This window comes from Halalkalicoccus sp. NIPERK01 (assembly GCF_030287405.1).
In the GTDB taxonomy this organism is placed as follows: Archaea; Halobacteriota; Halobacteria; order Halobacteriales; family Halalkalicoccaceae; genus Halalkalicoccus.
In genome coordinates this window covers 861,146-874,618 of the sequence record NZ_JASVVV010000001.1, presented here as the reverse complement: position 1 = coordinate 874,618, position 13,473 = coordinate 861,146, and the positions used below count along the sequence as shown (strand labels likewise).

The 13,473-nt window shown below is 64.1% G+C and carries 11 protein-coding genes and 1 tRNA gene; 8 read left to right on the top strand and 4 right to left on the bottom strand.

Features of this window, described 5'->3' with window-relative positions; genetic code table 11:
- The first annotated feature begins 18 nt into the window (after nucleotides 1-18).
- Nucleotides 19-552: a DUF309 domain-containing protein gene (locus tag QRT08_RS04660; RefSeq protein ID WP_286044744.1), complete on the top strand. Its 534-nt coding sequence runs from the start codon at nucleotides 19-21 to the stop codon at nucleotides 550-552.
- Here the strand turns inward: QRT08_RS04660 and QRT08_RS04655 are convergent.
- From QRT08_RS04655 to QRT08_RS04645, 3 genes are all read right to left on the bottom strand, one after another.
- Nucleotides 549-1,889, bottom strand: coding sequence for a tryptophanase (locus tag QRT08_RS04655; RefSeq protein ID WP_286044743.1), 1,341 nt, complete (start codon nucleotides 1,887-1,889; stop codon nucleotides 549-551). The genes QRT08_RS04660 and QRT08_RS04655 overlap by 4 nt on opposite strands.
- A 90-nt stretch (nucleotides 1,890-1,979) precedes the next feature.
- Nucleotides 1,980-2,429 carry a UPF0179 family protein gene (locus QRT08_RS04650; protein ID WP_286044742.1) on the bottom strand — a complete coding sequence of 150 codons (450 nt, stop codon included), beginning with the start codon at nucleotides 2,427-2,429 and terminating at the stop codon, nucleotides 1,980-1,982.
- Nucleotides 2,430-2,454: 25 nt separating this feature from the next.
- Nucleotides 2,455-2,838, bottom strand: a complete 384-nt coding sequence (locus QRT08_RS04645; protein WP_286044741.1) for a DUF5820 family protein — start codon at nucleotides 2,836-2,838, stop codon at nucleotides 2,455-2,457.
- Between the two features lie 341 nt (nucleotides 2,839-3,179).
- Here QRT08_RS04645 and QRT08_RS04640 point away from each other — a divergent pair, with 341 nt between their 5' ends.
- The 7 genes from QRT08_RS04640 to QRT08_RS04610 all read left to right on the top strand — a co-directional run bounded on the left by QRT08_RS04640 (nucleotide 3,180) and on the right by QRT08_RS04610 (nucleotide 13,078).
- A complete protein-coding gene (locus QRT08_RS04640; protein ID WP_286044740.1) occupies nucleotides 3,180-5,249 on the top strand; it encodes a PrkA family serine protein kinase in 2,070 nt (689 codons plus the stop codon).
- A complete protein-coding gene (locus QRT08_RS04635) occupies nucleotides 5,246-7,522 on the top strand; it encodes a PrkA family serine protein kinase (RefSeq protein WP_286044739.1) in 2,277 nt (758 codons plus the stop codon). The genes QRT08_RS04640 and QRT08_RS04635 overlap by 4 nt, the downstream gene beginning before the upstream one ends.
- Nucleotides 7,513-8,823 carry a YeaH/YhbH family protein gene (locus tag QRT08_RS04630; protein ID WP_286044738.1) on the top strand — a complete coding sequence of 437 codons (1,311 nt, stop codon included), beginning with the start codon at nucleotides 7,513-7,515 and terminating at the stop codon, nucleotides 8,821-8,823. Before QRT08_RS04635 ends, QRT08_RS04630 begins: the two co-directional genes overlap by 10 nt.
- Nucleotides 8,820-10,817 (top strand): SpoVR family protein, encoded by a 1,998-nt coding sequence (locus tag QRT08_RS04625; RefSeq protein ID WP_286044737.1) that lies wholly within the window; start codon nucleotides 8,820-8,822, stop codon nucleotides 10,815-10,817. The genes QRT08_RS04630 and QRT08_RS04625 overlap by 4 nt, the downstream gene beginning before the upstream one ends.
- Before the next feature lie 206 nt (nucleotides 10,818-11,023).
- Nucleotides 11,024-11,518, top strand: a complete 495-nt coding sequence (locus tag QRT08_RS04620; protein WP_286044736.1) for a DUF7344 domain-containing protein — start codon at nucleotides 11,024-11,026, stop codon at nucleotides 11,516-11,518.
- Between the two features lie 542 nt (nucleotides 11,519-12,060).
- Complete coding sequence (locus QRT08_RS04615; RefSeq protein WP_286044735.1) at nucleotides 12,061-12,525, top strand: DUF7344 domain-containing protein; 465 nt, start codon at nucleotides 12,061-12,063, stop codon at nucleotides 12,523-12,525.
- A gap of 322 nt (nucleotides 12,526-12,847) precedes the next feature.
- Nucleotides 12,848-13,078, top strand: a complete 231-nt coding sequence (locus QRT08_RS04610) for a hypothetical protein (RefSeq protein ID WP_286044734.1) — start codon at nucleotides 12,848-12,850, stop codon at nucleotides 13,076-13,078.
- Nucleotides 13,079-13,384: 306 nt separating this feature from the next.
- On the opposite strand, the gene QRT08_RS04605 is transcribed toward QRT08_RS04610, so the two are convergent.
- A tRNA-Glu gene (locus QRT08_RS04605) sits at nucleotides 13,385-13,459 on the bottom strand.
- Nucleotides 13,460-13,473: the final 14 nt, after the last annotated feature.

Here is a 13,473-nt window from a genome sequence, read left to right as displayed (position 1 = left end):
CCGACGTATAGAAACCGTATGGACGACCACACCCGCGATCCCTCCGTCCCCGCCCCCGAGGGCGATCCCACCGGGTGGCGCGAGGACGGCCAGTGGGAACACGCCACCCTCAGGCGGGCGACGGTCCACGGCGTGCGCCTGTTCAACTCCGGGGAGTACCACGCTTCACACGACTGTTTCGAGGACGAGTGGTACAACTACGGCAGCGGGAACACCGAGAGCAAGTTCCTCCACGGGATGGTACAGGTCGCCGCGGGAACGTACAAACACGTCGACTTCCGTGACAGCGAGGCGCAAGACGCCTCCGGCGGCCGAGCGCAGTCAGGTGACGACGCGGGGATGCGCTCGCTGTTCGAGACCGCGCTGCAGTACCTCCACGGCGTCCCCCGGGACTTCTACGGCGTCGACGTGCTCGACGTGCGAACGATACTCACGAACGCCCTGGAGGACCCGGCCGCGATCGAGGGCTGGCGGATCCGACTCGACGGGCGAACGCCGGAGGCCCGCGAGGAGGACTACGCGTACGCCGAGGCGGTGGAACACGGGCCCTAAACCGGTCGGAGTTCAGCGCTGAAGTGTCGGAGCGCCTCGTTTTCGGGTTCCGAGACGACCTCCAGTCCGCGAACCTCCTCGCGTCGATCCAGTACCGCCCCGACCGTCTCGGCGACGTGGTCGACGTGTTCCGCGTGGTAGGTCCGTCGGGGGAGCGCGAGGCGGACGAGTTCGGGGCGCTCGGCGTTCGGGAAGGCGAAACTCCCGAGTTCGACGCCGCGAACCCCGCCCTCGCGGTAGAGTTCACAGACGAGCGCCTGTCCGGGGAACTCCTCGAGGGGGATCTGTGGAAGGGCCCGCTCGGCGTCGACGTAGACGGCGTGTCCACCGACCGGCGTGTAGATCGGGACGTCCCTCTCGCGTAGTCGGGTGCCGAGGTCGCGGACCTGTCCGATCCGCGCGCCGAGGTACTCCTCGGTGACGGCCTCCCGAAGGCCGACGGCCATCGCGGCCATGTCCCGGCCGGCCATCCCGCCGTAGGTCGAAAACCCCTCGTAGAGGATCGCCCGCTGTCTCGCGCGTTCGAACAACTCGGGGTCGCGGACCCCGACGAATCCGCCGACGTTGACGAGACCGTCCTTCTTCCCGCTCATGACGATCGCGTCGGCGTGCGAGAGCTGTTCGCGTGCGATCTCGGCGATCGGGCGGTCGTCGTAGCCGTCCTCGCGCTCACTGATGAAAAAAGCGTTCTCGGCGAACCGGCAGGCGTCGATCACGAACGTCGCGTCGAGTTCGTCCGCGAGTTCCCGCGTCTCCTCGATATTTGCCATGCTCACGGGCTGCCCGGCCACCGAGTTGTTCGTGACCGTGAGGATCACGACGGGGATCCGGTCCGGGCCGACGTCGGCAGCGAGTTCGCGGACCGTCTCGGGGTCGAGGTCCCCCTTGAACGGTTCCTCGCTGTCGAGGTCGTCCGCGCCGTCGGCGGGACAGTCGACCGGGTCGCCGCCGTTCGCAGCGACGTGGGCGCGGGTGGTGTCGAAGTGGGTGTTGTTCGGCACCACGTCGCCCTCCTCGATCAGACAGCCGTAGAGGACGTTCTCCGCGCCACGGCCCTGGTGGGTCGGGACCACGCGGTCGAACCCCATTACCTCGGAGACCGCCTCCTCTAGCTCCTCGAAGCTCTCGCTGCCGGCGTAGGCCTCGTCGGCACGCATCATCGCGGCCCACTGGGCGTCGCTCATCGCCCCCGTCCCGCTGTCGGTGAGCAGGTCGACGAACACGTCGGCGCTCGCGAGGTTGAAGACGTTGTAGCCCGCCTCCTCGAGTCGGCGTTCGCGCTCGTCGCGGGGGAGCAGTTCGGTCGGGGTCGCCATCCCCGACGTGTAAGAGGACATACGACCCGAAATCGTCCGGGGACCGTTTAATCCTGCCGCGACAGAACTGCACACGAAAGTCGGTATCCGTTCACCGGCGAGCGATCCCGGTCACTCCTCGGGCGGGGCGAACTCCACCATCGTGAGGTCCCGGTCCAGCATACAGTAGTCGTGGGGCGGGTCGCCGAGCACCTCGCGGACGCGGTACTCCTCGTCGAACCCGACGCCGTCGGGGACGCAGAGTTCGTGGCTCGGACACTCAGTGTAGGGACACCCGCCGGCCAGTCGTGCCTTGCTCCCCGCGTAGAGCCCCTTCGAGGGGACGTTCGCCTTCATCCCTGCGGGTTCGACCTCGACGGCGTTGACGCCCGTGTCGTGGACGCCACATTCGAGGGTCTGGGCGTTCTCCCGAACGCTCTCGACGCGGTACTTCCGTCCCTCGGTGAGGTTCAGACACTGCCCGCGGTAGGGACAGCCCTCGCAGGCGTCGGCCTCGCCGTGGTAGACGAACTCGGTTCCCACCTCGGCGAGTCGCGTTCCGATCAGCGTGAGCGTACTCATTGCCGTCGATAGACCGACACGCGGGTTAAGCCTCTCGCCCCGTCAACTCGTCGAGTCGGTCGAGGTACGCCTCCCTGGGGACCTGGTAGGCACCCCTGTAGTCGAGGTCGCCCGCGGCGAACCGCCGCGCGAGGTCGGCTACACCGTCCTCCGCACCCTCCCGGTCGTCGTAACGCTCCTCGGCGAGGACCACGTCCGGTTCGAGATAGAGGGTGAGATACCAGCCGTCGCCCACCGCGCCGTGGCGCTGTTCGGGCCTGCGGTTCCTGTGGGGACCCTCGCTCAGATACAGCGTCGGAAGGCAGGGAGCGGGAAACGCCCGCGAATCGAAGACGTCCGGCCGGTAGACGAACACCTGTCGACCGGGTTCAACGCTCCAGCGCTCCCACCCCGCCGGTGGTTCCTCCATGTCCCCGGTTCGCGCCACCCCGACAAGTGGGCTCGGATTTTCCGGGCTCGTCGACGAAATCAGGGAAAGGTTTATGCTAACGTAGCACACCTATATTAAATAGTATCGGTGTCCGCCCGCCGAACGACCCGTGCTGTCAGTGCCCCCCTCTCTCGATAGTCCCGACCGGGGTCACGGCAGCGCCTTCGTTCCATGACAGCTACCACCACCCGTCCGCGCTTCCCCCGTCGGCCCGTGTCGAGCCAGCGGCGGCGGTCGGCTGTCGGCCGTGACACCCCTCCTGTCGGTGACGTGGCTCCGTCGGTCTGTGCGTCTGCACTCTTCTCGGTCCCGAACCAACCATGACCGATGACAACACCCTCGAAACGCTCAGCCAGCAGTACAGAGAGACGGTTCCAAGCGACCTGCGCGACGCGAAGACGTTCGCGTGGTACCTAGAGACCGTCCACGACGACCCGAAAGTCACGAGAAACGCCCACCAGCGCGTCGCCGACATGTTCGACTACTACGGCACGCACTACGACGAGGACTCGGGTACGGTCGAGTACATACTGGCCTCGGAGGACCCCCTCGGTGACGGCGAGAACACCTTCTACGGGGAGGTCGTCCACCGAGCGATCCACGAGTTCGTCAACAAGGTCAAAAGCGGTGCGCGCGGGCTGGGTCCGGACCGACGGATCAAGCTCCTTTTGGGGCCAGTCGGCTCCGGGAAGTCGGCGTTCGACGCACAGCTCCGGCGGTACTTCGAGGACTACACCGCCCGTGACGAGGGGCGGATGTACACGTTCCGCTGGACGAACCTCTGTGACGTGATCGCCGACCAGGACCCCGCAGACGACGTGGTCCAGTCGCCGATGAACCAGGACCCGCTCGTGCTCCTGCCGCTCGAACAGCGCCAGCAGGTCATCGACGAACTCAACGAACGCCTCGAGGCGCCCTACACCATCCGCAACGAGCAGTCGCTGGATCCGGTCTCGAGTTTCTACATGGACCGCCTGCTCGCGTACTACGACGACGACCTCCAGACGGTCCTCGAGAACCACGTCGAGATCGTCCGCCTGATCGCCGACGAGAACAAACGACAGGCGATCGAGACGTTCGAACCCAAGGACAAGAAGAACCAGGACGAGACCGAACTCACGGGCGACGTCAACTACTCGAAGATCGCGGTCTACGGCGAGTCGGATCCACGAGCGTTCGACTACTCGGGGGCGTTCTGTAACGCGAACCGGGGGATCTTCTCGGGCGAGGAGCTCCTGAAGCTCCAGCGGGAGTTCCTCTACGACTTCCTGCACGCGACCCAGGAACAGACGATCAAGCCCAAGAACAACCCCCGGATCGACATCGACCAGGTGATCGTCGGGCGGACGAACATGCCCGAGTACCGCGACAAGAAGGGCGACGAGTCGATGGAGGCGTTCAACGACCGGACGAAACGGATCGACTTCCCCTACGTGCTCGAGTACGTCGCCGAGTCGAGGATCTACGAGAAACTGCTGAACAACGCCGACGTCCCCGACATCCACGTCGAGCCCCACACCCTGGAGATGGCCGGCCTGTTCGGCGTGCTGACCCGGATCGAGGAGCCGGATACGGAGGCCGTCGACATCGTCCAGAAGGCGAAAGCCTACAACGGGGAGTCGAGCGACGGCGACGACATCGACGTGAAGAAGCTCCGCGAGGAGGGCGAGTCGAACGCCGAGATCGCGGAGGCGATGGTCGGCGTCTCGCCGCGCTTCATCGGCGACGAGATCGCCGAAGCAATCATGGACTCGATGCACCGGGGCAGGTCGTATCTCTCGCCGCTCGCGGTGTTCAACCACTTCGAGGAGAACCTGGAGAACCACGGGTCGATCCCCGAGGAGAACTTCGAGCGGTACCACCGGTATCTCGAACTCGTTCGAGAGGAGTACAAGGAACGCGCCATCGAGGACGTGCGCCACGCGCTGGCCTACGACCTCGACGAGATCCGCCGGCAGGGCGAGAAGTACATGGACCACGTGATGGCGTACATCGACGACGACACCGTCCTCGACGACCTCACCGGGCGCGAACAGGAACCCGACGAGACGTTCCTCAGGGCCGTCGAGGAGAAACTCGACATCCCCGAGGATCGGAAACACGACTTCCGCCAGGAGGTCTCGAACTGGGTTTCCAGAAGAGCCCGCGGGGGCGAGGCGTTCAGCCCCGAGGACAACGACCGCCTGCGCCGCGCGCTCGAACGCAAGCTCTGGGAGGACAAGAAGCACAACATCAACTTCTCGGCGCTGGTGAGCGCGAACGAACTCGACGACGACGAGCGAAACGCCTGGGTCGACGCGCTGATCGAGCAGGGGTACTCCCGCGAGGGAGCGATGGAGGTCCTCGAGTTCGCCGGCGCGGAGGTCGCCAAGAGCGAACTCGAAGCATGACGGGCACGGAGTACCTCAGGGAGGCGGATCGGGAGCTCGACGCGGCCTACGAGGAGCCGATGAGCCTCGCCGAGTACGTCGACCGGCTGTTCGAACGCCCCTCGATCGGTGCCCACGCCTCGAAGTACCTCCTGAATGCCATCGAGGCCGCCGGCACGCGCACGGTGATCGAGGAGGGCGAGGAACGGGAGCGCTACCGCTTCTTCGACGACCTGCACAACGACGGCGAGCACGCGATCCTCGGCAACACCGAGGTGCTCAACGGCTTCGTCGACGACCTGCGCTCGATCGCCGCCGGCCGCGGAAAGGAGGAGAAGATCATCTGGTTCGACGGACCCACGGCGACGGGGAAGTCCGAACTCAAGCGCTGTCTGGTCAACGGCCTGCGCGAGTACTCGAAGACGCCCGAGGGGCGGCGCTACACCGTCGAGTGGAACATCGCGAGCGCGGAGGACTCGCCGGGGCTGACCTACGGCGACATCCCCCGCGTCGACGAGGACAGCTGGTATCAGAGCCCCGTCCAGTCGAACCCCCTGTCGGTGTTCCCCGAACCCGTCCGGGAGGCGATCCTCGCGGACCTCAACGTCGAACACGACGACCACACGCCGATCCGCGCGGAGACCGACCTCGATCCGTTCTGTCGCGAGGCCTACGACTACCTCGAGAAACGCTACCGCCGTGAGGGTATCGCCGACCTGTTCTCGGCGGTGACGGACACCCACCACCTGCGGGTGACCAACTACGTCGTCGACGTGGGCCGGGGGATCGGCGTCCTCCACTCGGAGGACGACGGCCGGCCCAAAGAGCGGCTGGTCGGGAGCTGGATGGCCGGAATGCTCCAGAAGCTCGACTCGCGCGGCCGGAAGAACCCACAGGCCTTTAGCTACGACGGCGTCCTCTCGCAGGGCAACGGGCTGCTGACCATCGTCGAGGACGCGACCCAGCACGCCGACCTGCTCCAGAAGCTGCTCAACGTCCCCGACGAACGGCACGTCAAGCTCGATAAGGCGATCGGGATGGACGTCGACACCCAGTTGTTGATCATCTCGAACCCCGATCTGGACGCCCAACTCAACCAGCACGCGGACCGCAACGGGGCCGACCCGCTGCGCGCGCTCAAACGCCGGCTGGACAGACACGAGTTCCGGTACCTGACGAACCTCCGCCTGGAGTGTGAGCTGATCCACCGCGAACTCACCGGCGAGACGTCGATCTGGGAGGGAATTGACGGTGAGGAACTGCACGAGCGGGTCCGAGCGCCGCTCTCGATCCGCGTCGGCGAGCGCGGCGGCCGGGTGACCGAGCGCGAACTCGCGCCTCACGCGGTCGAGGCGGCCGCCCTCTACAGCGTCGTCTCGCGGCTGGATCGCGAGGACCTTCCCGAGGGGATCTCGCTCGTCGAGAAGGCCCTGTTGTTCGACCGGGGCTACCTCCGGGAGGGCGACGAACGGGCCGAGACGGACGACTTCGACTTCGACCCGAACGCGAACGACGGCGCACACGGCATCCCGGTCACGTTCACCCGCGACGTGATCGCGGAGCTCCTCAACACGGCCCGCGACCGCAGCCACCCCGAACTGGCGGTCGAGAACGTCCTCATGCCGCGGGACGTGCTCAACGCGATGGCGGAGGGGCTCCACGAGGCGCCGATGTTCTCGCGCGCGGAGCGCCGGGAGTTCGAGGACCGGCTCGTCTCGGTCAAGAACCACGTCTTCGACCAGCAGGAGACCGACGTGATCGACGCGATCATGCACGAAAAGCGCGTCGAGAAGGAGACCGTCGAGGAGTACGTCGAACACGTCTACGCGTGGGCGACCGACGACGTCGTCACGACCGCACAGGGCGAGGTCGAGCCGGATCCGTTGAAGATGAAGGTCTTCGAGATCGAGCACCTCGGCCGGTTCAGCGAACAGGAGTACGACGGAACGACGCCGATGCCGACCGTCAGGACGTTCAGGAACGAGCGGATCATCACGGCGCTGAACCGCCACGCCTGGCAGCACCGGACCGAGGACTTCGCCATCGACGAGGTGAACCTGCTGGACATCCCCGTGATCCGTGACGTCCTCGAGACGCACGGCTGGAGCGACGTCGCACGCGTCTTCGAGGACTTCGATCCCGAGCAGTGGGACGACCCGCCGGCGAACACCGAGACGGCGGCGGTCAAAGCGCGGACGATCGACACCCTCGTCTCGGAGTTCGGCTACTCGCCGGCCTCGGCCGAACTGACGAGCCGGCATGTCATGGGACAGGTGAGCTACCGATGGGACTGAGGGAGGACCTCGAACGCTACCGGGAGGTGGGCGAGAAGCGCCGTCAGGACCTCGCGGAGTTCATCCAGTACGGCGACCTCGGACGGAGCGACGAGATCCACATCCCGATCAAGATCGTCTCGCTTCCCGGGTTCGCCTACGACCGCCTCGACAAGGGCGGCGTCGGACAGGGTCAGGGCGGAACGCCCGAACCCGGCGATCCCGTCGGCAAGCCACAGCCCCAACCCGGCGACGGCGAGGACGGCGAAGCCGGCGAGGAGTCGGGCGACCACGAGTACTACGAGATGGATCCCGAGGAGTTCGCCCAGGAACTCGACGAGGAACTCGGACTCGACCTCGAACCCAAGGGGAAACGGGTCGAGACGGAGGAGGAGGGCGACCTGACCGATCGGACGCGGACGGGCCCGGACAGCACGCTCGACGTCGAGCGCCTGTTCAAACAGGGGCTCAAGCGAAAGCTCGCGATGGAGTTCGACGAGGGGTACGTTCGCGAACTGCTTCGCGTCGAGGGGATCTCCCCCGGGGAGGCGTTTCGGTACGCACGGACGAACCACATCCCCGTTTCGAAGGCGTGGATCGACGACGCCTTCGAGGCGATCCCCGACGACGAGCGCGGCCGCTGGTCGAGCATCGAGGAGATGGAGGAGAACGTCGAGAGCGAGCCGCTCAGCCAGCGCATCCGTCGGGAGGGGATCGGCCACATCCCGTTCCGACGGGAGGACGAGCGCTATCGTTACCCCGAGGTCGTCAGGAAGCCACAGCACAACGTCGTCGTGGTCAACATCCGCGACGTCTCGGGGTCGATGCGCGAGGACAAGCGCGAACTGGTCGAACGAACGTTCACCCCGCTGGATTGGTATCTCACGGGGAAGTACGACACCGCCGAGTTCGTCTACATCGCCCACGACGCCACCGCCTGGGAGGTCGAACGCGAGGAGTTCTTCGGGATCCGTTCGGGCGGCGGGACGAAGATCTCCTCGGCGTACGAACTCGCCGCGGAGATCCTCGAGGAGCGCTACCCGTGGCGCGAGTGGAACCGCTACGTCTTCGCCGCGGGCGACTCGGAGAACTCCTCGAACGACACCGAGGAGCGCGTGATCCCGCTGATGGGGGAAATCGAGGCGAACCTCCACGCGTACGTCGAGACCCAGCCGTCGGGGAGCGCGATCAACGCGACCCACGCCGAGGAGGTCGAGCGCCGACTCGGCGACCGCGAGAACGTCGCGGTCACCTACGTCTCGGGGCCCGACGACATCACGAACGCGATCTACGAGATACTCAGCACCGAGGACGAGCCATGACCACGAACTACCACACCCAGCGCGTCGCGAGCGAACTCGAAGAACCGGTGAGGGAGGCGAACGAACTGGCGAGAAAGCTCGGCCTCGAACCGTACCCGGTGAACTACTGGATCGTCGACAACGACGAAATGAACCAGCTGATCGCCTACGACGGCTTTCAGGAGCGCTACCCCCACTGGCGCTGGGGGATGAAGTTCGACCGCCAGCAGAAGACCAACCAGTTCATCGGCGGGAAGGCGTTCGAACTCGTCAACAACGACGACCCCTCGAACGCCTTCCTCCAGGAGTCGAACTCGCTCGCGGATCAGAAGGCCGTGATCACCCACGTCGAGGCGCACGCCGACTTCTTCGCGAACAACCGCTGGTTCGGCCTCTTTACGGGCGACGCGCCCGGCTCGAGTCCGAAGGCGGCGGCGATGCTCGCACGCCACGCGAAGACGATCGAGGCGGCGATCGCCGACCCGGACGTCGAGCGAAGCGAGGTCGAGCGCTGGATCGACAACGTGCTGTGTATCGAGGACGTCATCGACCAGCACAGCGCCTTCGTCTACCAGCGCGTGAGCGAGGACGACCCCGACCGCGAGGACATCGAGGCGGCGCTCGAAGGGCTCGGCATCTCCGAGGCGGTCAGGCGGGAGGTGTTCGACGAGAAGTGGGTCGAACGCCAGCGCGAGGGCGGTTCCATGGAGTCGTTCCCCGAGACGCCCGACCCCGACCTGCTCGCGTTCCTGCGCGAACACGGAAAGCAGTACGACACCGAGGCCGAACGCGCCCGGGAGATGGAGCCGTGGCAACGGGAGGTGCTCGACGCGCTCCGGACGGAGTCGTACTACTTCGCGCCACAGCGGATGACGAAGGTGATGAACGAGGGCTGGGCGGCCTACTGGGAGTCGATGATGATGGGCGAGGAGGGGTTCGCCGACGACGACGAGTTCATCGACTACGCGGACCATCAGGCCCGAGTGCTCGGCTCGCCCGGTCTCAATCCCTACAAACTCGGCAAGGAGCTCTGGGAGTACATCGAAAACACCGAGAACAGGCGCGAAGTGGTCGACAAACTCCTCCGTGTCGAGGGGGTGACGTGGCGAAACTTCCACGATACCGTCGACCTCGAACTGGTCCGGGAACTCCTCGAACCCCGTACGCCTCTCGCCGAGGTCACACGGAACCGGCTGGACGAACTGGCGTCGCTCGGCGACGCGGTCGATCACGACGCACTCGAACGCGCGAGAGCGGGCGAGATAGACGTCGACCGGTATCCCTGGAAGGTCCTCACCTACGAGGGACTCGCGGAACGCCACTACTCGCTGGTGAAGCCCCAGAACGGGGGCGTCCTCCGGCGGATCACGCAGGCGGACCTCGAACGGATCGGCCGATACGTCCTCGACGACACCCTCTACGGGAGCGTCGAGGAGGCGATCGCCGACGTGGACCGAACCGCGGGCTGGCGGCGGATGGCCGAGGTCCGGGCGAGCCACAACGACGTGACGTTCATCGACGAGTTCCTCACCCAGGAGTTCGTCGACCGCCACGACTACTTCACCTACGAGTACGCCCACGCGACGGGCGATTACCGCGCGACCAGCACCGATGCCACGGACGTCAAGAAGAAACTGCTGTTGCAGTTCACGAACTTCGGAAAGCCGACCATCGAGGTCCACGACGGCAACTTCGGGAACCGAAACGAGTTGCTGTTGGGCCACCGGTACAACGGCGTCGCCCTCGACATCGAACAGGCCAAACAGACGCTCGTTCGCGTGTTCGAGCTCTGGGGCCGTCCCGTGAACCTCATGACGATCCGCAAGGAGGTCTCCGAGAAGGACGTCGAGGTCGCTCGCCGACGAAACCGCGAACCCAAACCAACGGAACAGGGGATCCTGATCCGGTACGACGGTATGGAGTTCGAGACGAGCGAGTTGGACGGCGACCGGGTCGCCGCGATCGAAGCGAGCGACATCGACTACGATACGAAGCCCGAGGAGTGGCTCGCCTGATCGTCGGCTTCGACCAGCCTCGTGGTCGACGCCACACCACACGCCGTTCTAATCGCCACTATACGCGATAATCAGTGCTTAGAGAAGCTATCGGCCTCAATAATGTTTGATGGGCTAGTGGTGTAAAAATACGTAACAATAATAACATCTCCCTTTGAGAGGGTAAACGGGGATGAACGGAGATCGGTCGTGCGAGGGAGAACAACATGAGTGAGGAGACGTCGAAACTGGACGAGGGGGAGATACACGACATCCTCAGGAACGACCGTCGACGGGCAGTCATCGAGTTCCTCTCAGAGCGCGGCGATCACGCGACGATCAGGGAGCTATCGGAACACATCGCCGCCCTCGAAAGCGGCGAGGACCCGCCGCCCCGAAACGTCCGTCAGAGCGTCTACGTTTCGCTCCACCAGACACACCTCCCGAAACTCGAGGGACTCGGTGTCGTCGATTACGACACCGACAGCAAGGACGTCCAACTCCGCGAACGAGCGACTTCCGTCGAGGCCTACATGGGGCAGGACTCCGACGTGATAGATCGGTTCGCCCTCGCGTACCTCGTGATCGGCTCTCTCGGTATGTTGCTCGCGCTCGCGCCGTTCGTCACCGGTTCTACCGCCGGAACGGGTATCGACGTGGGGGTGCTCGTGCTGTTCGCGATAGTCACCGGTCTCGGCGCGTACCAGTCGTGGATTCGATAGCGGCGAAAACGGGGCGATGGGATCGATCGGCTCCGTTCTCCCACTCATCGAGCGCATGACGAGTGGAGCCCTCGCCGTTCGAGAACGATGGCCCTTCGGAGCCGATAGTCCTACTAGGTGCGGATGGCGTGATGACCGAAGGATTGCCCGACCGCGTGGCGGTGGGCGTCAGATCTAGCTCGAACTGCTATGGCGTGACAAGATCGTTGATACCGAACGAGAGCGTGCGTATGCGAGACTCGACCACACCACCCACTATGGAGGTGGCGGATGCCGAGTTGAAGCGAACATATCCCGTATCGCGGGGTTTAGGATGTCGTTTCTGCACATGTTCTCATCAAATAGCGTGATTATTCGATCAAGAGACCGATACCGAGGCGAGATCGGTTCTCCTGTATCGCCGTTCTGATCGAGTGTTGGGTCGTTAAGGAGTATGCTAAAACCTGGTTAAGGGCCAATTTCGTAATGGTTAATGAGTTGAAAATTCTCTGAACTATATTCTGTTTTTATTATACTTTCCGAGATATGTCTGATTAGGCATCATGAGTATCCAAACGCCGCCCACCGAAGACGCCGCTGTAGAGACGGTCGACGAGCATCTCTCGATTTCGAAAGACGACCTGTTCCACCTCCTCCAGAACGCTCGCCGCCGCGCTGTGTTGCGGTACTTCGCCGCCCATCCCGAGCAAGACGAGTTCAACATGCGCACGGTCGCGGAGGCGATCGCCGCCTGGGAGAACGAAACCACGGTCGAGCAGTTGACCTCCGATCAGCGCCAGCGCGTCTACATCGCGCTGTATCAGTCCCACCTCCCCAAACTCGACGACTACGGGGTTATTGAGTACAACCAATCGCGCGGGCTGATCGTTCCGACCCCGTTGACCATGCTCTTCGAACCGTACCTCGACGAGGAATTCGACGCCGCCCCAATCGATCAGCGAATCACCGTTTCCAACGATCGGTCGTCCTTCGGCCTCTCTGCGGTTCGGTCGCTTCTCAACCGCTGATCGGTCCGTTTTCGGGTCGTTACGGATCGGATCTTCCCGTGTGTACTGATAGGGAGTGTCGTAGACGTTCAGCGATTACCTCTCCACGAATCGAACGCCGGACCCAGTCGAGACGCGCCGTGTCTCCGGCTCGTTACGATACCCTCTATGACAGCCCTATCCGGGAGTAGAACCCGACATCGTACTCGAAGGAGGTTCGATTGCAGGATTGAATCGGGTGTTCGACTCACGAGCGTGGCTTACTCGAAGCTCGTCGATTCCGTCGTTCCGGGTCTGGCCGACAAATATTAGCTGTAGTTCCACTAACATAGGTTCGGTCACCATGTCCGTATCGAGAGACCGCCTCATCGAGCGATCAGTGAGGGTTGTTTCAGTCATCGTGATCGGTCTCATGGTCTTTGGCCTGCTCTTCGAGACGATCGGGGTCGACGTACTGGGATCGCTCGCGCACGTCGTGGACGATCTCACCCTTCAACAACACGGGGTAATCGCGATAGGGATCGTCCTGTTGACGGTGTCCGTGGTGGTAGAGAAATCCTGTAATATGTCTTGAGCGATATGGGGTGTACCGTGGCTTCAGGATCTCGGAACCATCGCTCATGAGACTCACTCTCCCTATATACAATACTTATCATACAACAGGGACCGCTGTAAGGCGTCGGGGTCCGTCTTCCGCTGAGTCGTCTCGGGCTGCGGCATGTGAAGTACCTGTGGGTAGCTCAGCGATGAAATCAACAGAGGAAGACGGTCTGGAGTGCTCGGTCGGGGATTTGAACTCGCCCGAGAACCCGGCTGAAGGCCGGAACCTCGGTCTGCTCACATCCATCTCCCTGCGCTTTTCCTCGCTATACTCGGAAAATGCTCGGTCGGGGATTTGAACCCCGGTCATCGGCTCGAAAGGCCAATATGATTGGCCGGACTACACCAACCGAGCGGTCGCGTCGGTTC